This is a genomic window from Brassicibacter thermophilus (assembly GCF_055378355.1).
In genome coordinates, this window is the sequence record NZ_AP042446.1 from 1,094,534 (window position 1) to 1,116,547 (window position 22,014).

At 28.6% G+C, this 22,014-nt stretch carries 15 protein-coding genes; all 15 read left to right on the forward strand.

Annotated features, from left to right (window positions below):
• Positions 1-276 precede the first annotated feature (276 nt).
• The 15 genes from ACZ41D_RS05165 to ACZ41D_RS05235 all read left to right on the forward strand — a co-directional run bounded on the left by ACZ41D_RS05165 (position 277) and on the right by ACZ41D_RS05235 (position 21,996).
• Positions 277-876: a helix-turn-helix domain-containing protein gene (locus tag ACZ41D_RS05165; protein ID WP_464152857.1), complete on the forward strand. Its 600-nt coding sequence runs from the start codon at positions 277-279 to the stop codon at positions 874-876.
• Between the two features lie 33 nt (positions 877-909).
• On the forward strand, positions 910-1,809 hold the full coding sequence (locus ACZ41D_RS05170; protein WP_464152858.1) for a trans-4-hydroxy-L-proline dehydratase activase: 900 nt from the start codon (positions 910-912) through the stop codon (positions 1,807-1,809).
• 5 nt (positions 1,810-1,814) lie between these two features.
• On the forward strand, positions 1,815-4,175 hold the full coding sequence (gene hypD, locus ACZ41D_RS05175) for a trans-4-hydroxy-L-proline dehydratase (RefSeq protein ID WP_464152859.1): 2,361 nt from the start codon (positions 1,815-1,817) through the stop codon (positions 4,173-4,175).
• Positions 4,176-4,328: 153 nt separating this feature from the next.
• Positions 4,329-5,258, forward strand: a complete 930-nt coding sequence (locus tag ACZ41D_RS05180; RefSeq protein ID WP_464152860.1) for a chemotaxis protein — start codon at positions 4,329-4,331, stop codon at positions 5,256-5,258.
• A 422-nt stretch (positions 5,259-5,680) separates the two neighbouring features.
• Positions 5,681-7,033: an MATE family efflux transporter gene (locus ACZ41D_RS05185; RefSeq protein WP_464152861.1), complete on the forward strand. Its 1,353-nt coding sequence runs from the start codon at positions 5,681-5,683 to the stop codon at positions 7,031-7,033.
• 82 nt (positions 7,034-7,115) lie between these two features.
• Positions 7,116-7,595 carry a DUF134 domain-containing protein gene (locus ACZ41D_RS05190; protein ID WP_464152862.1) on the forward strand — a complete coding sequence of 160 codons (480 nt, stop codon included), beginning with the start codon at positions 7,116-7,118 and terminating at the stop codon, positions 7,593-7,595.
• 119 nt (positions 7,596-7,714) lie between these two features.
• A complete protein-coding gene (locus tag ACZ41D_RS05195) occupies positions 7,715-8,443 on the forward strand; it encodes a LytR/AlgR family response regulator transcription factor (RefSeq protein ID WP_464152863.1) in 729 nt (242 codons plus the stop codon).
• On the forward strand, positions 8,436-9,170 hold the full coding sequence (locus tag ACZ41D_RS05200; RefSeq protein ID WP_464152864.1) for a sensor histidine kinase: 735 nt from the start codon (positions 8,436-8,438) through the stop codon (positions 9,168-9,170). Before ACZ41D_RS05195 ends, ACZ41D_RS05200 begins: the two co-directional genes overlap by 8 nt.
• Before the next feature lie 88 nt (positions 9,171-9,258).
• Positions 9,259-11,100, forward strand: a complete 1,842-nt coding sequence (locus tag ACZ41D_RS05205) for an ABC transporter ATP-binding protein (protein WP_464152865.1) — start codon at positions 9,259-9,261, stop codon at positions 11,098-11,100.
• Positions 11,093-12,958 (forward strand): ABC transporter ATP-binding protein, encoded by a 1,866-nt coding sequence (locus ACZ41D_RS05210; RefSeq protein ID WP_464152866.1) that lies wholly within the window; start codon positions 11,093-11,095, stop codon positions 12,956-12,958. Before ACZ41D_RS05205 ends, ACZ41D_RS05210 begins: the two co-directional genes overlap by 8 nt.
• A 60-nt stretch (positions 12,959-13,018) precedes the next feature.
• The gene (locus tag ACZ41D_RS05215) at positions 13,019-13,540 is read left to right on the forward strand and encodes an amidase domain-containing protein (protein ID WP_464152867.1); all 522 of its coding nucleotides are present in this window, start codon (positions 13,019-13,021) and stop codon (positions 13,538-13,540) included.
• A gap of 81 nt (positions 13,541-13,621) precedes the next feature.
• A complete protein-coding gene (locus ACZ41D_RS05220) occupies positions 13,622-14,440 on the forward strand; it encodes a carbon-nitrogen hydrolase family protein (protein ID WP_464152868.1) in 819 nt (272 codons plus the stop codon).
• Positions 14,441-14,612: 172 nt separating this feature from the next.
• The gene (locus ACZ41D_RS05225) at positions 14,613-15,434 is read left to right on the forward strand and encodes a transposase (RefSeq protein WP_464152869.1); all 822 of its coding nucleotides are present in this window, start codon (positions 14,613-14,615) and stop codon (positions 15,432-15,434) included.
• A gap of 54 nt (positions 15,435-15,488) precedes the next feature.
• The gene (locus ACZ41D_RS05230; protein ID WP_464152870.1) at positions 15,489-18,674 is read left to right on the forward strand and encodes a PD-(D/E)XK nuclease family protein; all 3,186 of its coding nucleotides are present in this window, start codon (positions 15,489-15,491) and stop codon (positions 18,672-18,674) included.
• Positions 18,589-21,996: a UvrD-helicase domain-containing protein gene (locus ACZ41D_RS05235; RefSeq protein WP_464152871.1), complete on the forward strand. Its 3,408-nt coding sequence runs from the start codon at positions 18,589-18,591 to the stop codon at positions 21,994-21,996. Before ACZ41D_RS05230 ends, ACZ41D_RS05235 begins: the two co-directional genes overlap by 86 nt.
• The last annotated feature ends 18 nt before the right edge of the window (positions 21,997-22,014 follow it).

Consider the following 22,014-nt stretch of genomic DNA (forward strand, 5'->3'; position numbering starts at 1 on the left):
TCATAAGTCTAGTATTATAGAATAACAATTTTGAAATCATTGTAAAGTATATGTAAATTTATTTTTAAAATTGTAGAAAGTATAAATAGAATACTCTTGCCCTATCGGGCATAAAAACATAATTAAAACAGCAAAATTGGATGATTAAATTTAAAAATAATAATTTTGCCAACTTTTACTTGACAGTATCGAAAAATTATAGTCGCTGACATAGGAAAATAGAAAATGATATAATATTTACACAAATAAATTTAATTATTTTAGGAGTGATTTTTTATGTCAGGCGATTTAGGTGAAAAAATTAAAGAATTAAGGACTTCAAAAAAAATGACTTTAAAAGATTTAAGTGAAAAAACTGATTTATCAATAGGGTATTTATCACAACTAGAGCGAGGACTTACTTCTGTTGCTATTGCATCTTTAGAAAGTATAGCTAATGCACTTGATGTAGATTTAAATTATTTTTTTGCACCTCCAGTTAAGAATAATGGAAGGATAATTAGAAGTTATGAAAGAGAAGTTTCACTGATTGAAAATTCAAGATTTATATATTATAACTTAACAAACCATAAGGAATGTAAAAAATTTTCTGCTACTCTTATAACTGTATTACCAGGAGAGGAAATTGAAGAGGTTAGTACATATTCTCATGAAGGGGAAGAATTTGTATATGTATTGGAAGGCATTTTAACAGTTTTTATAGAGAACCAGAGATATGAATTGTATCCTGGTGATTGTTGGCATATAAATTCAATGGTACCACATAATTGGAATAATTATACTAATAAAATAGTGAAATTACTCTCTATACACTCTCCTATGGTCTTTTCTGCGCCTGAGGATAGCAGACATCTATCGATTAATAAAAAAGATTAATATTATGTTGACTAACTGAAGGGAGATAAACAGGTGGATGGAACAATTTTTAATATTCAAAGATATTCTATACATGATGGGCCAGGTATTCGTACTACTGTATTTTTTAAAGGCTGCCCTTTGAGCTGCTGGTGGTGTCATAATCCTGAGAGTCAAAATTTAAATAAGGAAATAATGTACATTGAAAACAGATGTGTTCATTGTGGCACATGTTTTAAAAATTGTAATGAAGAAGCTATTATTTTTAGTAATGGAAAGCCATTAATAGATGATAAAAAGTGTACATTATGTGGAGAATGTATAAATAAGTGTCCTGCGAATGCTTTGGAACTTGTAGGAAGAACTATATCAGTTACAAATTTAATGAAGGAAATTGAGAAGGATGTAATTTTTTATGACGAGTCAGGAGGAGGAGTTACTTTTTCTGGTGGTGAACCCCTATTACAGTTTGAATTTTTAGATAGTTTGCTTGAAGCATGTAAAAAATCAGAGATACATACTGCTATTGATACTTGTGGATATACTTCATGGGAGAGACTAGAGGTTATAGCATCAAAAACGGATTTATTTTTATATGATGTCAAGATTATTGATAATGCTAAACACAAGAAATATATAGGTGTATCAAACGATATTATACTAAAAAATTTAGAAAAATTATCTAAAAATGGGAATAGAATATTTGTAAGAATTCCTATTATCCCAGGTATTAACGATGATGATGATAATATAGACAAAACAGGTGAATTTTTATCTAAACTAAGAATTGAGCAGGTAAATATATTACCTTATCACAGCATAGCTGTGGATAAATATTATAGACTTAGAAAAACGTATAAGTTATCAGGATTGTCAGAGCCCGATACTAACAAGATAAATCAAATTTTAGGCAAGCTAAAGAATTATAATTTAAATGTCAAATTAGGGGGGTAGTTTAAATGAATGAGAGAGTAGCAAATTTAAGACGAAATAGTTTAGACGCAGTGCCTTCCATATCAATTGAAAGGGCAAAATTAGTTACTGAGACCTATAAGAAATATCAAGGGATTGTTTCTATCCCTGTTCTTCGTGCGTTAACCTTTAAGAACTTAATGGAAAATAAAACTATATGTATTAATGATGGAGAATTGATTGTAGGAGAAAGAGGAGAAAAACCGAAAGCTACACCTACTTATCCAGAGTTATGTTGTCATACTATTGAAGATTTAAATGTGATAAATGATAGAGAAAAAATAAATTTTTATGTAAGCGATGAAGTAAAAAAAGTTCAAGAAGAGGAGATAATACCTTATTGGGAAAATAGATCTATTCGCAGCAAAATATTTAGTGAAATGACTGACGAGTGGAAGGACTGTTATGAAGCAGGTGTTTTTACAGAATTTATGGAACAAAGAGCACCAGGACATACTGTTGCTGATGGAAAGATTTATAAAAAGGGTTTTTTAGATTTTAAAAAGGATATACAAAATAGTTTGGAAAACATTGATTATAATAATGACGTTGAAGCTTACCATAAACAAGAGCAATTAAAAGCTATGCTTATATGTGCTGATGCAATTATAAGATATGCTGAAAGACATGCTGAAAAAGCACTAGAACTAGCAGCAGTAGAGAAAGACTCTAAAAGAAAAAGAGAGCTTTTTAAAATAGCTGAAGTATGTAAGCACGTCCCTGCTAATGCTCCAAGGGATTTTTGGGAAGCTCTTCAAATGTATTGGTTTGTTCATATTGGAGTTATTACAGAATTAAATACGTGGGATTCATTTAATCCAGGAAGACTTGATCAACATTTATATCCGTTTTATAAGAAAGGACTAAAAGATGGTAGTCTTAATCCTGAAAAAGCTAAAGAACTTCTACAGTGTTTTTGGATAAAATTTAATAATCAGCCTGCTCCACCTAAGGTTGGAATCACATTACAAGAAAGTGCTACTTATACTGATTTTGCTAATATAAACTGTGGAGGGTTAAAAGCAGATGGAAGTGATGGAGTAAATGATGTTAGTTATATGATGCTTGATGTTATAGATGAGATGAGATTGCTTCAACCAAGCTCAAATATACAACTTAGCAAAAAAAATCCAGATAGATTTTTAAAAAGAGCTTGTAAAATAATTAGAAAAGGATGGGGTCAGCCATCTATATTCAATGCAGATGCAGTGATAGAAGAGATGTTAAGACAAGGTAAATCATTAGAGGACGCAAGATGTGGTGGTACAAGTGGTTGTGTAGAAACAGGAGCTTTTGGAAAAGAAAGTTATATACTAACTGGATATTTTAATTTAACTAAGGTTTTAGAGATAACTTTAAATAACGGAGTAGACCCACGTACAGGTAAAAAAATAGGGATAGAAACAGGAGATCCTAGAGATTTTAAATCCTTTGATGAATTGTTAGAAGCATATAAAAAACAGTTACACCATTTTATTGAGATAAAAATACGGGGTAATAATGTAATTGAAAGGTTATATGCAGATTATATGCCAGCACCTTTCTTGTCAATAATAGTAGATGATTGCATCAAGAAAGGTAAGGATTATAATGCAGGAGGAGCAAGATATAATACAATGTATATTCAGGGCGTTGGCATAGGCACTATAACAGATAGCTTATCTTCTATAAAGCTACATGTATTTGATGAAAAGAATATTACTATGGACAAAATGCTTAAAGCATTAAAAAATAATTTTGAAGGATATGAAGACCTAAGATTAAAGTTTTTAAATAATACTCCTAAGTACGGTAATGATGATGATTATGCTGATAATATTATGAAAGAAATATTTGAATCATTTTATAATGAAGTAAATGGTAGAAAAACTATAAAAGGTGGTTCGTATAGAATTAATATGTTACCAACTACATGCCATGTTTATTTTGGTTCAGTAATAGGTGCAACGCCTGATGGCAGAAAAGCTAATAAGCCACTTTCAGAAGGCATTTCGCCAGTGCAAGGATCAGATAGGTTAGGACCTACTGCTGTAATAAAATCAGCATCAAAGATGGACCATTTAAAGACGGGTGGAACATTATTGAATCAAAAATTTACACCTAAGCTTCTTGAGAGTGAAGAAGGGTTAAATAACCTCATGCACCTTGTGAGGACTTATTTTAAATTAGATGGGCATCATATACAGTTTAATGTAGTTAATGCAGATACGTTAAGAAATGCACAAAAAGAGCCTGAAAAATACAAAGATTTAATAGTTCGTGTTGCTGGCTATAGCGATTATTTTTGTGACTTAACAAAAGCATTACAGGATGAAATAATCAGTAGAACAGAACATGCTAATTTTTAATTTAAGAAACTTCCCTACTACAATTGGGGAGTTTTTTTATATTTATTTAAGCATTGATTTTCTGCATGCTAATTTTAAGATTAAAACTTATTTATCTATATAAAATATATTATTATGTTATAATTGATATATAAAAACAAAAGGAGGAGAAACATGAGTAACAAAAAAGGGATTCTCTTGGAAAGTGGAACAAATGAGTTGGAAATTATCGAGTTTAAAATTGGAGATAATCATTTTGGAATGAATATTGCTAAAGTAGTTGAGATTATACCATATACTGAAGTCACACATTTACCCAATGCCAATCCTTATATAAAAGGTATATTTAAACCAAGGGAAAAGGTAATTACAGTCATAGATTTACCTAAATACTTAAATATTGAAACAGAAAATGAGAATGAAACTTTCTTTATTATAAGTCATTTAAACAAGATAATAGTAGCTTTTCATGTACATTCTGTATTAGGTATACATAGAGTATCTTGGGAAGAAATTCAAAAACCAGATGATACTATTCATGGTGGTAAAGATAGTATTGCAACAGGTATAGTAAATATAAAAGATAAATTGATTATTATGCTTGATTTTGAGAAAATACTTTTAGATATAAGCCCTAGTGTTGGGATTAAGCTTTCAGAAATAACGGAGAAGACTTATGATGTTAGGAGAAAAAAACCTATATTAATAGCAGAGGACTCTGAAACGCTTACTAAAATGCTTATTGAAGCTTTGCATAAGGCTGGTTATTCTAATATTATAACTACCCAAAATGGCAAAGAAGCTTGGGATATTTTGAAAAATATTAGAGAAAGTGAAAAAGATGAAATATTAGATAAGATTGCTTGTGTAATCACGGATATAGAGATGCCTCAAATGGATGGACATCACTTAACTAAACTAATAAAAGATGATAGAAAATTATCAACAATTCCCGTAGTTGTTTTTTCATCTATAATATCTGATTCAATGAAAAATAAAGGAGAAGCTATAGGCGTAGATGCCCATGTTACTAAGCCAGAAATAGGAAATCTTGTTGAAGTATTGGATAATCTTATACTTGTAGCAAGTGGGGACGGTTCTTAACTTGCTAGGCTTAAATAGATTGCAATAAAAGTGTATTTTTCAAGGTATTAAAGCTATTATAAGCTATTATAATTTAACATTGAATTTGAGAACTTATATAATTAAATGCTGTAAAATTTTTTGTAGACTTTTAAATTTGTTATATGATATCATGTTTATTATAACTACTAATGACTATATAATTTTGAATATAAATGAGGAAATTACATAAAAATATTAAAAATTTGTGCAATTTCCTCATGTAATTATATCAACTATTTAAAAATCAAAAAACTATTAAAAAAGTTTATAATCCAGTTAGTTAATATTTGCAAATCAACTTTTAATGTGACTTATTTAAGCATTATTTTAATATTTTACTAAAAATAATGCTTAAATGTTGGAGCATAAAAAGCTGATTTTCTTTTGTCAGGAGGTTTATTTTGAAGAGAAAAGCATTTTATAAAGAACTTTTTATTATAGCAGTACCGATAATGATTCAATACCTTATAACTTCATCGATTAATTTAATAGACACATTGATGATTGGTGCATTAGGGGAAAAGGAAATTGCTTCAATTGGTATTGCTAACCAATATTATTTTTTATTTTCTCTAATATTAATAGGAGTCTATTCAGGGTGTAATGTTTTGATAGCTCAATTTTGGGGAAAAAAAGATACAGAAAACATAAAAAGAGTTTTGGGTATTTCTCTGATTATTGGAATTGCTCTAAGTATTATATTTATATTTGGTGGATTGTTTTTCAACAAAGAGATAATTTTTATCTTTAACAAAAATAATGATGTTATTGATATAGGATCAAAATACCTTTTACTTGTATGTATTAGTTATATTTTTATTGCTATTTCTCAAGGATTTGGTATAGCGAGTCGTGGTATAGGGAAAACTGTGACACCTATGGTTGCTAGTGCTATTGCATTAGGTTTTAATATTTTATTTAATTATGTCCTTATATTTGGGCATATGGGATTTCCAGCTTTGGGTGTAATAGGTGCAGCTATAGCTACAAATATTGCTCGTGCTGTAGAAATGGTGTTGATAGTTTTTTATATTTATTATAAAAAGGGTGTTTTAGCTGCTAAGATTGATGAACTATTAGATTTATCAGTTGCATTTACTAAAAAAGTGGTTAAATCTATAAATCCAGTTGTAGTCAATGAATTATGCTGGGGTTCTGGAGTTATAGTGTATTCAATAGTTTATGGAAATTTAGGTACTGAGGCTATGGCATCAGTTCAGATATCTAATACTATACAAAACATATTTATGGTTATACTTTTTGGGATAGCAAATGCTGCTTGTGTTATGATAGGAAATAGAGTTGGTGAAGAAGATATAGAAGGAAGCAAAGAGTATTCAAAAATATTGATAAAATTATCATTAATTATTAGCATTATAATAGCTTTTGCATTAGCTTTATCAAGTAAAAAAATATTGTCATATTATAATATATCAAAATATGTATATGATTCTACACTAATAATGCTTATGATAACTGCTGTGATTTTCCCAGCAAGGTTTATAAATGTATTACTTATCATAGGAATATTAAGGGGTGGCGGAGATATAAAATATGCTTTAAGAATAGAACTTTTGACAATGTGGATAGTAGGAGTGCCTATGTCTATTATTGGGGCTTATATTTTGAAATTGCCAGTTTATTATGTTTTTGCTCTTGTTACATTAGAAGAAATAACAAAATGCGTATTTTCTATAAAAAGATATCGTTCAGGGAAGTGGATAAGAAATATTGTTTCAGAAATATCAAATTAATGCTTTATCAGGGGTCTTGCTTTATGTTTTAGCAGAAATATAATATAATATTTAATGTAAAGTAGTATGAGGAGGTAAAAATATGCCAAGGCCTATTAAGTGGAGAAAAGTAGAGAATCTACCTGAGTATAGATACTTTATTCCTACAAATGTAGATAGTGAAGATTTGGAAGAAAACATATTAAAAATAGAAGAGCTTGAAGCAATAAGGTTAAGGGATTTGCAGGGATTAGAACAAGAAGAATGTGCAAATAAAATGAAAATATCCAGACAAACATTTCAAAGGGTATATAATGAAGCTAAAGCAAAAGTTGCAGATAGTTTAGTTAATGGAAAGGCTATAAAGGTAAGTGGAGGCAATTTTACTCAAAATATTTGTACTTTGGTATGCAGAAATTGTGGATTTAAATGGGAAAAAAGAGTTGAAGAATTAAGAGAAGCAGATCAAAGGAGATGCCCTCAATGCGGTAGTTTAGATTGCTATTGTGAGTCAGATGAAAATGATGTATTTTGTAACAGGAGATGCAGAAGAAGAAAATGGTGTTGCAGAAATGGCAAGTAGGGATGTCCTTACTTGCTTTTTTTAGATTGTAGGTAGCAAGTCAGGAACCGTCCCCACTTGCTACCCACTTGCTAGTCCACACTTGTTAAAATAATAATTTGCTGAAAAGGTGAATTGAAATGCAAGATATGATTAATATTGCTATATGCGAAGATGAGGAAATTCAAATACAGCTTTTAAAGAAGTATGTGAAAAATTGGGCTAATGAGAAAAATATAAAAGTTAAAATAGAATCATTTAATAGCGCTGAAAGTTTTGATTTTAATTGGAGTATGGATAAAAGCTGGGATATTCTTCTGTTAGATATTCAGATGCCTGGGCAAAATGGTATTGACTTGGCAAAGAGAATAAGAAAAGAGGATGATATAATAAATATAATTTTCATTACTGCTATTACTGATTACATTCAAGAGGGTTATGATGTAGAAGCAATAAATTATTTAATTAAGCCGATCGATGAAATAAAGCTTCACAAATGCTTAGATAGAGCTGCTAAAAAAATACATAAGGAAAAAAAGACGATTATTATTGATTTTGAGGGAGATATTCATAGGATAATACAGGATGATATAATGTATATTGAAGCTTTTTCTCACACAATAAACATAAATACAATAGATGGAAAATATATCACTCGAAAAAATATTGGAGTAATTGAAAAAGAATTAGATAAAGATAATTTTATAAGATGTCATAGATCTTATATAGTTGGATTGAAATATGTAAAAAAAATAGGGAAGAAGGAATTAGAATTAGACAATAATGTAATTATTCCTATAAGTAGAAGGCGATATACAAATACCAATATGGCGTTTATAAATTATTATAGGGGTGAAAAAAATGATTAGAGAAAAGATTTTTATGATAATTGGTATTGCCTTAGCTTTAGGTATTTTATTATTTTTCATAATTACATATATATTAAATAAATTAGTAGATAAGCGTATTGCTAATTACCAAAATGATCTTCTTACTAGGCATTATAATGAAGTAGAAGCTATATATAAGAAGATGAGAGGATGGAGGCATGATTATCATAATCACATACAGACTATGAAGGCTTATCTTGATTTAGAAAAGTTTGAAGATATGAAAGCGTATTTAAATGAGTTAGATAAAGATTTGACTGAAATAGATACAGTTTTAAAAACTGGCAATGTAATGGTAGATGCAATATTAAATAGTAAAATTTCTCTAGCTATTAAGCAAAATATTAATATTAATGCAAAAGCAACAGTGCCTAAAAATCTTCAAATATCAGATATTGACTTATGCACTATTATTGGTAATCTAATGGACAATTCTATGGAAGCAACGATTAAGCTTCAAAATCCAAATGAAAGATTTATAAGAGTGTATATAAGAGAAATGAAGGAGCAGTTATATATTTGTATAACAAATTCTGTAGGAGGAGATATTAGGAAAACGCATTTAGGATATATTAGTACTAAGTTGGGTACAGGACATGGATTTGGCCTAAAAAGGGTGGATAGTATTGTTAATAAGTATAATGGTTTTATAAATAGGCAAAGCGAAGAAGGTGTATTTGCCACAGAGGTAATCTTACCGATATGAGTACCATTAGTGTCATAAATATGACCATTGGTGCTTTTTTTATACAGAAATAAAGTTTAATTGATATGATATAACTGAGGTGATAAAAATGACAGAGGTGCGAATTAAAAAAAATGAACCAAAATATTCTGTATTTCAAAATATAGTGTATTTAACTAAAAACCTTTGGGCATGGGATAAACCATTATTTTTATTATGTGCATTACAAATTCCTGCTCAAGTGATTATTCCATTATTAGAGATTTATTTGCCTAAAGTACTAGTAGATTCTGTTACAAACAATGTAACAATATCACAACTAATGATTAATATTAGTATGCCAATTGTAAGTATAATAGTTTTAACTATTCTATTAAAATCTTTATCCGGTAAAACAAATATGAAAAAAATGTCTTATAGGTTAAAATATCTGTTATTACTAACAGATAAAGTATTAGATACTGATTTTGAAAATATAGATGGTCCAGAAGGGCAAAAAAGGTTTACTAAGGCCGGTATGGCTGTAAATTCAAATTCGTCTGCTACTGAAGCAATAATTAATACTAGCATAGAGCTTTTTTCAAACATCATTGGATTTATATTATTTGGGAGTATAATATTCACTATTCATCCTTTGATTTTGTTATTTATCATTACTTCATCACTTATTAATTACTTTGTTGGTAATTATGTAAATAAATTTGAACATAAAAATAAGGACAATTTAGCACCTATTGAAAAAAAGCTTAGATATATTAGAGAAAAAGCAGGAGATTTTAAATCAGCAAAGGATTTAAGGCTTTATAATATGTCTCACTGGTTTAAAGATATGTACAATATTTTTCTTAACAAAAGACTTTATTTTCAAAAGAAAAATATATATAAAAGATATTTGGCAAATATCATTGATGGAATATTACTTTTTTTGAGAGATGGGATAACTTATGGATATCTTATTTACTCAGTAATATACAGAAATATGGAAATAGGAGACTTTGTTTTATATTTTGGAGCAGTAGCAGGATTTTCTACATGGCTGTCAGGAATAATAAAGAATTTAAATTCTTTAAATTCAATAAGCCTTGATGTTTGCGATTTGAGAGATTATCTAGAGATGGAAGACAAAATGAATAGGGGTAAGGGTGTAGATTTACCAAAACCTTTTGAGCTGCCTTGCGATATAGAGTTAAGAAATTTATATTATAAATACCCAGGAGCAGACGACTATGCGATAAAAAATATAAACTTAAAAATCAAAAAAGGAGAAAAACTAGCTATAGTGGGCGTTAATGGTGCTGGGAAAACAACTTTAGTAAAATTAATTTGCGGATTATATACACCTACTAAAGGAGAAATATATATTAACGGGAAAAAAAGTAGTTTTTATAATAGGGATGAATATTATACTCTATTTTCTGTAGTATTTCAAGATATCCACATATTACCTATATCTATAGAAAAAAATATTTCGCTGCAAGCAGAAGAAGATATTGACGATGAGAAAATGGAATGGGTTCTTAATATGTCGGGATTAATGGAAAAAATAAAGGGATTACCTAAAGGGAGGAAGACCTTATTAGTAAAATCTGTATATGAAGATGCAATAGAACTATCTGGAGGAGAAATGCAAAAGTTAATGCTTGCTCGTGCATTATATAAAGGAGCACCAATTATTATACTCGATGAACCGACAGCTGCATTAGATCCTATAGCTGAAAATGAGATATATCAAAAATATAATGAATTAACTAAAAACCACACTTCTATATTTATTTCCCATAGGTTATCTTCTACTAGGTTTTGTGATCGAATAATTTTTATTGAAGATGGAAAAATCATTGAAGAAGGAGACCACTACAGCCTTATGAAACAAAATGGAAAGTATAGGCATATGTATGATACTCAGTCCTATTATTATAAAGATAAGATAGGTGGTGAGGATAATGAATAATAATAGTTTGAAAAAAAATATGAGTACTTTAAAAACTGGTATATTAGAAATACATAAATTACAGCATTGGATATTGCCAATTACTATACTGGATTCACTTTTCAAATCTATATTACCTTTTGTAAATATTTATATGTCAGCGAAGATTATAGATGAATTACTTGGGACAAAAAATGTAGATAAACTTGTTTATTTAGTGGGGGTTACTATAAGTGCAAATTTTGTTATTCATCTTATTTCAACTGCCCTAGACCATCTAAAGACTATATTAAAAGATATAATGATACAGAATGAAGAGATGAGATTAAATGAAAAAGTGATAAATATGGATTATGAGCATATAGAAAACCCTGAAGTGCACAAGCTGCGTACAAAAATACAAGAAGCACAAAACTTAAATGGCAGAGGTATAAATGCATTAATAGTTTATATTGGGAATTTATTTAGGGGTTTGGTTTCAGTAATTACATCTATTGCATTAGTGATAGATTTATTCAGATCTAATACTACTCTAAATGGGTATTTAAACTTTATTAATACTAGATGGTTTTCTTATGGATTTTTGGTTTTTATTTTAGTAGGTACAATATTTAACTTAAAAATAAGAACTATATCAGAAAAGAATTATTTTAAAGAATATTCAAATTTTATTGGATTAAATAGACTTTTTATCTTCTATATAACACAAGTTATGGATTACAATGTAGGTAAGGAAATAAGGTTATATAATCAAAGAAAAATATTTAATGAAGAAGTTGAAGCATTTTGCAAGGAAGGGGAAAATATATGTAATAGAATAGGGAATATGGAAGCGAAGTTTAGTGCTATAAGTGCCTTTATTTCTTCTTTGCTTGGCGGAATGGTATATATTTTTGTTGGGCTAAAAGCAATATCAGGAGCTATAACTATAGGTAGTATAGTTAAGTACACTGGAAGCATTAATCAGTTTATATTTGGAAGTACAGAGATTTTGTCTTCAATAAATAATATTAAAAATAATAATCAATATCTACAACTATATATTGATTTTTTAAATATCAAAGGAGAAAAATATAGAGGAACTATACCAGTAGAAAAAAGAGATGATAATGAATATGAAATAGAGTTTAGAAATGTTTCATTTAAATATCCGGGAACAGATAAATATGTATTAAAAAATGTTTCAATAAAGCTTAAAATAGGAGAAAAATTAGCAATAGTAGGTATGAATGGTTCAGGTAAGACTACATTTATTAAACTCTTATGTAGATTATATGACCCAAATGAAGGAGAGATACTTTTAAATGGGATAAATATAAAAAAATATAATTATAAAGAGTATATGAGTTTATTTTCCATAGTATTTCAGGATTTTAAATTGTTTTCTTTTTCATTGGGGCAAAATGTAGCTGCATCTGTGAATTATGATGAAAAATCTGTAGAAGACGCTTTAGCTAAAATTGGATTAAAGGAAAGATTAGATATTATGCCTAAAGGAGTACATACACCATTATATAAAGATTTTGATGAAGATGGAGTAGAAATTTCTGGAGGAGAAGCTCAAAAAATAGCATTAGCCAGAGCATTATATCGTAATGCACCAATTATTATATTAGATGAACCAACAGCGGCGTTAGACCCTATAGCTGAATTTGAGGTTTACTCTAAATTTAATGAAATAGTAGGTACTAAAACTGCATTTTACATATCACATAGACTTTCGTCTTGTAGATTTTGTGATGAAATAGCAGTGTTTCATGAAGGAAGAATAATACAAAAAGGATCTCATGAGGATCTTGTAAAAGATAAAAATGGAAAGTATTATGAACTGTGGCATTCACAAGCACAATATTATAATAATGAGGAGGAAAGTGCATAAAAAAAGTCAGTAAGAACTACTTCTTATATTAAAGCATAACATATTTATGGGTGAGTGTTGATGAATAAAAATTTTAGGAGAATTAACACTGGTATATATCCATATAATAGAAAAATGGCATTATATTATGCTAAAAGGTGGGCTTTTGATAGAAATCCTAAATATTATAATTTTGAAAATTTGGGAGGAGATTGTACTAACTTTATTTCTCAAATATTGCATGCAGGGGGATGCCCTATGAACAACAGCAAGATAAATGGATGGTATTATTATAATTTAAATAATAGGTCTCCGTCCTGGACAGGAGTAGAATTTTTATATCAATTTCTTATTAATAATAAGTCAATAGGGCCTATAGCCAAATTATGCAGTATAGAAGAATTAGAAATAGGAGATATTATTCAATTAAAGTTTAGAAATAATGAATTTTTTGGACATTCACTAGCAGTTGTAAAAATAAACGAGCCTAGAAATCTTGATAACATTTTTATTTCCACACATACATATGACAGATATAACTATCCTGTATCAAATTACACATTTGAAAACATTAGATTCATTCACATAATTGGGTATAGATAGCAAGTAGCAAGTGGGGACGGTTCTTGACTTGCTAGTAATATAATGGTAATATATACATAAATAATAAAAAGTGGTGATATTATGATGAAAATAGGTATATGTCAAATAGAGGTTGGAGACGATAAGGACAAGAATATTGAGAAAGCAGAAAATATGATTAAGGAAGCAGCAGATAACGGAAGTGACATCGTAGTACTTCCAGAGATGTTTAATTGCCCTTATGAAAACAAATATTTTCCATTATTTGCAGAAACTTATCCAGGGAAGACAACGGATACATTGGCTAACTTATCAAGGAAGCTAGGTATATACATTATTGGTGGCTCAATACCTGAAAAGGATGATAATACTATTTATAATACATCCTATATTTTTGATAGAGAAGGAAAACTTATTGGGAAGCATAGAAAGATGCATTTGTTTGATATTGATGTGGAAAATGGAATAAAATTCAAGGAATCGGATACTTTAGGGTTTGGACAGGATATTACAGTAGTAGATACAGAGTATTGCAAAATTGGTGTGGCAATTTGTTATGATATGAGGTTTCCAGAATTGTTAAGGCTTATGACTTTATATGGAGCTGAAGTAATTATTGTACCAGCAGCTTTTAATATGACTACAGGTCCAGCACACTGGAAGCTATTGGCTAGGGCTAGAGCGTTAGATAACCAAGTTTACTTTGTTGCAGCTTCACCGTCAAGAAATATGAATGCTTCATACCACGCTTATGGACATTCAATTATAGTAAATCCATGGGGAACAATATTAAAAGAAGCAGATGAGAAGGAATGTATTATTTATGGAGATATAGACTTAGATATGGTTCAAAAAGTCAGACGAGAATTACCTTTGTTAAAACATCGAAGGACAGATATTTATGAGTTAAAGCAAAAGTAGCAAGTGGGGACGGTTCCTAACTTGCTAGTTGCACAAAATGTTGTAGCAAGTGGGGACGGTTCCTAACTTGCTAGTTGCACAAAATGTTGTACATAAATTTAACTTATAACTTACAGAAATTTGACTCTGAAGTAATTATACAAATTTTAAAATATCAAAAGTGGTGATGTTTATGCCTAGGCAAAGCAGGTTAAAGAGTGAATATTCTATTTACCATGTTATGCAGAGAGGCAATGCAAAAATGGACATATTTTTGTCTGATGTTGACAAATCTACATATTTAAAAATTTTAAAGCGAGTGAAGGATAAATATCAATTTCTAGTTTATGCATACTGCTTGATGGACAACCATATTCATTTAATAATTGATGATAATGGCAATGATATTTCTCAATTAATTAAAAGCCTCCATATAAGTTATGTCATGTATTTTAATAAAAAATACTCTAGAACTGGACATTTATTTCAAGATAGGTTTAAGAGTCAGTTGATTGACACTGACTCATATTTATTAGAGGCCAGTAAGTATATTCATAATAACCCAGTAAAAGCTGGCATGGTAAAATATGCAAAAGATTATCAATGGAGTAGTTTTAATATTTATAGTGGGAAAGAGAAAGATAGTTTGAAATTAATCGATAAGACAAAAATATTGGGAATTATATCATCAAACCCAATAGTCTCAACAAAGCAGTATGTAGAGTATGTTAATAAAGAAGAAGATAAGGAAATACACATGTTGGATATTGAAGAAGATTTAAATAAAGATATAGCAAAGGGGAGTAATATATATTGTATAGAACAAGCAAAACAGAGGATAAAAGAAATAGCTTTAGATAATAACTTAGATTATAACGATATAATAAATAACATAAAGATAAGGAACAAATTGATGAAAGAGATTAGAAAATCATCAAGTTTAACACTCAAAGAAATTGGACAACTTTTCGGAGGCGTAAGTGAATCGCGTGTAAGCAGAATAGTAAACAGGTAGCAAGCAAGAACCGTCCCTATTTGCTATTTGATTAAATGTGTGGGAGTGAAGGGAATGTGTGAAAGGTTAGTATACTATGGTGATATTAATAATAGGAAGAAAGACGAATTTATAAATATATCAATAGAGTACTTAAAAAAGAATAAAGGAGATAAGTTTTATTATATTTTACCTACTGGAAATCTTTTAACTAGATATAGGGAAGTTTTATTAAGTGAATTAAAAGGTGTATTTGATATAAATGTAATTACATTTGACGATATAGTGATGAAACTTTTAAAAAATGATAATTATATAAAAATTGATGACTGTACTAAGGAAACTATAATAGCTAGTATTATTGATAAACTTTATAAAGATGGGTTAATAGATTATTATAAGGACTTAATTCATATGGAGGGGTTTATAAAATCTGTAAGCTATATAATAGGAGAAATAAAAAGGTCTTTAGTTTCACCAGAAAAATTTATTGATAATATACCAGATAACTTAAGATATATTGAAATAGGACGTATATATAAACTATATCAAGATTTTCTTCACGATAAAAAGCTGATTGACAACGAAGAAGCTTTTATAAATGCATTTAATAAGTTAAGAAACAAGAATGATTATTTTGCAGATTTAGATTTTATAATTATCGATGAATTTTTTGATTTTAGGCCACAAGAATTTAAGCTTTTGGAAGAAATGAGTAAAAGTAATATAGATATTTATATAAATATACCGTATAAAACTACCCAAAACTTTAAAACAGTTAATGATACATTAGAAGCTTTAAGGAAAATTGGTTTTGAGATACGAATACTTACAGAAAAAAAAGATAGTACATATTTTGAAAAATTGAGCGATAAATTATTTTTAGGGAAAAAAGGACTACTTGAAGGCAATGATAATATTTTTGTGATAAAAGCTTCAAATCAATATCTAGAGATAAAAAGAATTTGTCAAGAGATCAAGGAACTTTCCCAAAACGGAATAAATTTAGATGATATTGGATTAGTTATTGGAAATGAAGAATTTTATATAGATATAGTTAGAGAAGTTTTTAATGAGGAAGGAGTACCTTCAACATTGGGAAGGGATATAAGGGTTATCGATGTGCCTTTAATTCAAGAGATTATAAATATCTTAGAAGCAAGGCTCAGCAATTTTAGTAAGGAAGATTTAGTAAAAGGAATAAATTCAGGTTATTTAAATATTTGTGAGGATATAAGGAAAGATAAATTTCAATATATCTTACATAACTTTAATAAACAAGGTAATAGTAAAGAATTAAAAAAAGCTTTTAATAAAGCTAGACTCAAGTATAGACATTTGATTAAGATAAATCCTCAAGATAAAGAATTATATGAAGAGAAATTAGAGGATATAGCAAATGTTGAGTTTATAATAGATGATTTTACTGGTAAACTTAATGAAATACCTATAAATGGTAGCTGTATAGATATAGTTGAAGCATTAAAAAGAGTAATAGATTATTATGATTTATCTAAGAACATACAAAAAAATTACAGCATATTAAAGGATTATTCTATACTCCAAAGAGATGTTGATGCATATTCAGCTTTTATGTCAATATTGGACAAGATAATTCTTACATCAAAATTAGTTTATGATGGTGAAATTAGATTAAAGGATTTCTATGAAATGTTTATTAGATTTGCTTCAGATATAAAAATAAAAGCAGAATATGGGAATCCTACTGGTGTCAATATTTTCACTCCATCTAGTATAAGAGGGATGAGTTTAAACACTGTTTTTATAGTTGGACTTGCACAAGGGGTTTATCCATCTGTTATTAAAGATAATTGGTTTTTTAGAGAGAAGGATTATAAGTTATTTAGGAAAATAGGAATTGATGTAAAAACTTATGAAGAAACCCTTGATAAGGAGATGTTGCTTTTCTTGGTAGCATTGACAAGGGCAACAAATTCATTAGTTTTGAGTTATTGTGAATCTATGGGCGGAGATGAAAGCAAGATACCTTCTGTTTTCCTTGATGAAGTGGTAAATTTATTTAAAGAAGATAGCCTAAATATTATTAATATAGACAACGATTATATGATTAAGGATGATTTGAGGGATATAACCACTAAAAATGATATGATAAATCATCTCTTATATAAATGCTATAGTGAAGACGAGATTAGCAAATATATTGGAGCGTTAAAAAACATTGATGAAAATATTTTAGATGAAATAGATTTAAGACTTGAGTGCGAAGTAAAAAGAAATGATGACAGCTTTAATGAATATGATGGTTTGATAAATGATAGAGAGATAATAGAGGATATTAATAATTTGTATAAAGACTGCAAATATAGTATTACTCAATTAGAGTTGTTTGGAAAATGTCCCTTTAGATTTTTATATGAATCAGTATTAGGCATAAATGGAATAGAAAAGAAGTATGAAGAATTTTCTCCTCTAAACAGAGGGATTATATATCACGAAGTACTAGCTAAGTATTACAGTAATCACGCTGAAGACATGAGAAAACATATTTTGGATGGCAAAGATTTTCCTATTAAAGATACGAAAAATGAAATAAAACAATTAATAAAAAAGGCTTTGAATAAAATAGATGTATTTAAAGATACTCAGTTGTGGAGTCTCAGAATAGAGCATATAGCTGATACCATATTGAATTTAGTAAAAATAGATATGGAAAGACTTAAAAATTACTCTAGTAAACCTATACCTGTGGAATTTGAAATAGAATTTGGGAGAGAAGACGAATTTTCTCTTAAACTAGGACAAAAAAAAGTGCAAATACAAGGTAAAATCGATAGGATTGATTCTATTAATGAAGGTGAAAAATATATATTATACGATTACAAGAACTCATCTTTTGGCAAAAATACAATTAAAGATATTGAAAAGGGTTTATCCTTTCAGCTACCAGTATATATATTATCTCAAATTAATAAAGATAGAGATGTTATAGGAGCAGGGTATATAGTTATTAAAGATGGTGAAGCAAGCATTGAGATTATAAAAGATGAAGATAAGAAATTATTGAATAAGAGGAAAGGCAAGACGGTGTTAAACGATGAAAACTGGAAAGCTTTATTAGAACACGTAAAAAATGAAGTTTTTGATTATATTGAGAAAATATCTAATGGAGAATTTAGACTAAAGCCTATTTTATGTGATAGTTTTTGCCAATATTCAACTATATGTCGGTATAATGCTGAAAGAATTAGCAGAAAGGATGATGACTGTGGAATTAACTGATAGTCAAAAAAAAGCAGTCGAAACTATAAATAAAAATGTTGCAGTAAATGCTGGAGCTGGTTCAGGTAAAACTAGAGTGCTTGTTGAAAGGTATATATATTTATTGGAAAATGGTGATATACCTTTTGGCAAAGAAATAGAATCAATTTTAGCTATCACATTTACAAATAAAGCTGCTGCAGAAATGAAGGAAAGAGTGAGAAAAAGTATATCTGAAAAAGCTAATGAGGATAAAAAGTGGACAAGAATTTATCGAGACATTGAAAAGTCCAATATATCTACTATACATAGTTTGTGCTTAAAAATATTAAGGGAAAATCCAGTAGAAGGGAAAATTGACCCTAGATTTAGCCTTTTAGAAACATATGAAAGCAATAAGATATTAAGAGAAGTCATTGAGGATTTGCTTATAAACGGTATTGAAAGAAACGATGAAACCCTACAGTTAATAAGATATTTTACTCCTTCAAGCATAGATAAATCTAATAACAGTTTAATAGATAATATAAAAAATGTATATGAAGATATAAGAAGCACGGGGTTATCATTTGAAGAGGTTAAGGAATGCACATTGAGGAATATTGATAGTATAGACGTGGATATTTCTTTACTTGAAGATATTAAGAAAATGTTTAGTTATCTTATTTCAAAAGCAAGGAAAACTTCAAAATTAGGAAAATTAGCAGATGATGAGACATGGCTAGAGTTTGCAAGTAATAAATACGATGAAATTGATAGGAATGTAATAGAAAAACTTAAATACTTTTCAACCAAAATTGGTTCTTTAAAGGGCGAAGAAGAAACTATAGAAAAATTAAAGAGATTGATAGACGATGTCTTGATGATGGAAGAAAAAAACATTAAATATGTTTATGAAGGTTTTTTAAATCTACTTATAGATATAGATAAAAAATACAAGGAGAGGAAAAGAGAAATAAGTTCCCTAGACTATGAAGACCTACAGATTAATGCCTTGAAATTATTAGAAAATGAAGAAATAAGAAATAAATATCAGGATTTATTTAGATATGTTATGGTAGATGAATTTCAAGATACAAATGGACTTCAGAAAAGAATCATATATCATCTTTGTAGTAAAAACAGCGATTTAGATAGGCAAAATCTCTTTATAGTTGGAGATCCAAAGCAGTCTATATATGGCTTTAGAGGTGCAGATGTAACAGTATTTTATGAGGTTATGAAAGATATAGAAAGTGTATCGGGAACAAAACCTATAATTTTAAAAGATAATTTTAGGACTATAAAAAGTGTAATGAAATTTATTAATTCTTTGTTTACTAAACTAATGGGAGATAAATATGTAGAACTTATACCTGTTAAAAATGCTAAAAATGATGTAGATGTAGAGATTTTAGAGCAGGATGATTTAATTTCACCTGAAGGAATAAGTCCATCTGAATATGCTAAGCTTTATGAAAGTGAAATGATTGCTAAGCGAATAAAAGAATTAGTTACAAAAGAAGGATATAAGTATAAAGATATTGCTATACTTTTTCGTTCAACTACAGATACAGATATATATGAAGAAGGGCTAAAAAAGTACAATATACCATTTTATAACGTAGGAGGAAGAGGATTTTTTGCTAGACAGGAAATAATGGATATTATAAATGGATTAAAAGCTATAGATAATAGGTATGATGATTTATCGGTAATTGGAGTATTGAGGAGTCCAATGTTTGGGTTGTCAGATAAAACCATATATTGGCTTGTAAGAAATTGTAAAGGTAATTTAGTGGATACATTAAATCAGTCTATACCTAATATCAATGATAGAGAGAAACAAAAGATTAATAGAGCATATCATGTTTTAGACAGATTAAATAAGACTAAATTTACTTTAGAAATACATGAATTAATTAAGAAGCTTTTGATAGAAACATACTATATTGAAACGTGGATGTTGAGATTTGGCAATAAACAAGCAATAGCAAATATATATAAGTTCATTGAAATAGCAAGACAATTCGGAAGAGAAAAAAACAAAGGATTAGGTCAATTTTTAGCATTTATTGATGAACAAGTTGATGGAGATAGCACTGAGGAACAGGCACAAATACAATCAGAAAGTGGAGATACTGTAAAACTCATGACTATACATAAATCAAAAGGTTTGCAGTTTAATATAGTTATTATTCCGCAGCTTTCAAAGCAGTTTAATTTTAATACTAACAGTATTTTATTTGATAAAAACTTTGGAATAGGCATTAAACATGTTGATTTCCTGGGAAATTACGATAGCAGCACATCTGTTTTATATAAGAAAATAAATGAAATAGAAAAGCAAAAAGAAATGGAAGAGAATAAGAGAATTCTTTATGTAGCAATGACTAGAGCAAAAGAAAAATTAATTTTAGGTAGTCAAAGCATAGGAACATTGAAAAACAGCTTTAAGAAACTCATAGATGAGTATTTAGAAGAAGATAAGTTTACTAAAATAAGTGATATCGATATACAAAAAGAACAGTATAGAGAAATTGTTAATATAAATAATATAAAATTAAAACATATGTACTATGATAAAACTTTCTTACCTCTACTAAAAGATTATGAAGCATTTGGTAAGAGATTTTTTAGCAGGTTTACTATTACTCAATATATGATATTTAATGAGTGTAAGAGAAAATTTTATATGAGCTATTATAAAAGAATTCCTGTAAATGAATTGTTTATAGACCAAGAATGTACTAATTCTAGTGCAAATAGCGGTATAGACCCTTTGCTAATAGGGCAAATAGTTCACAGCATTTGTGAAAAATACAGGAAGGATATAGATATAAATGCTCTCATAAATAGTACCATTGAAAGTTTTGGGTTAAGTGCTACTAATGAAATAATAAATCAGGTAAAACATTATACTAACAATTATGAAAAATTTTATAGTTATAATATTGATAAAACTTATAATGAAAGAGAATTTTACTATAAGGTTTCAAATAGGTATATGTATGGGATTATAGATAGGATAGATATAATAGGTGATAAGGCACAACTAATTGATTTTAAAACCAATAGAGTTGGAAATAGAAAATATTTCATAGATAAATATGCTCCACAAATAAGGCTATATGCTTCTGCAGTTAAAGATATATACAATATAGATATACAAAGAGCAGGATTACTTATGTTATATACAGGAGAATTTATAGATATAGATATTAGCGAAGATAAACTGAAGCAAAATATTGAGAATATAAAGGAATTTATTTCATTTGTAGAAAATAATAAAAATTTAGAAGAATATGATAGAAAAGAAGATAATTGCCATTACTGTCAATTTAGTAGTTTATGTAATCCTTAAATAGAAGTATAATAACCT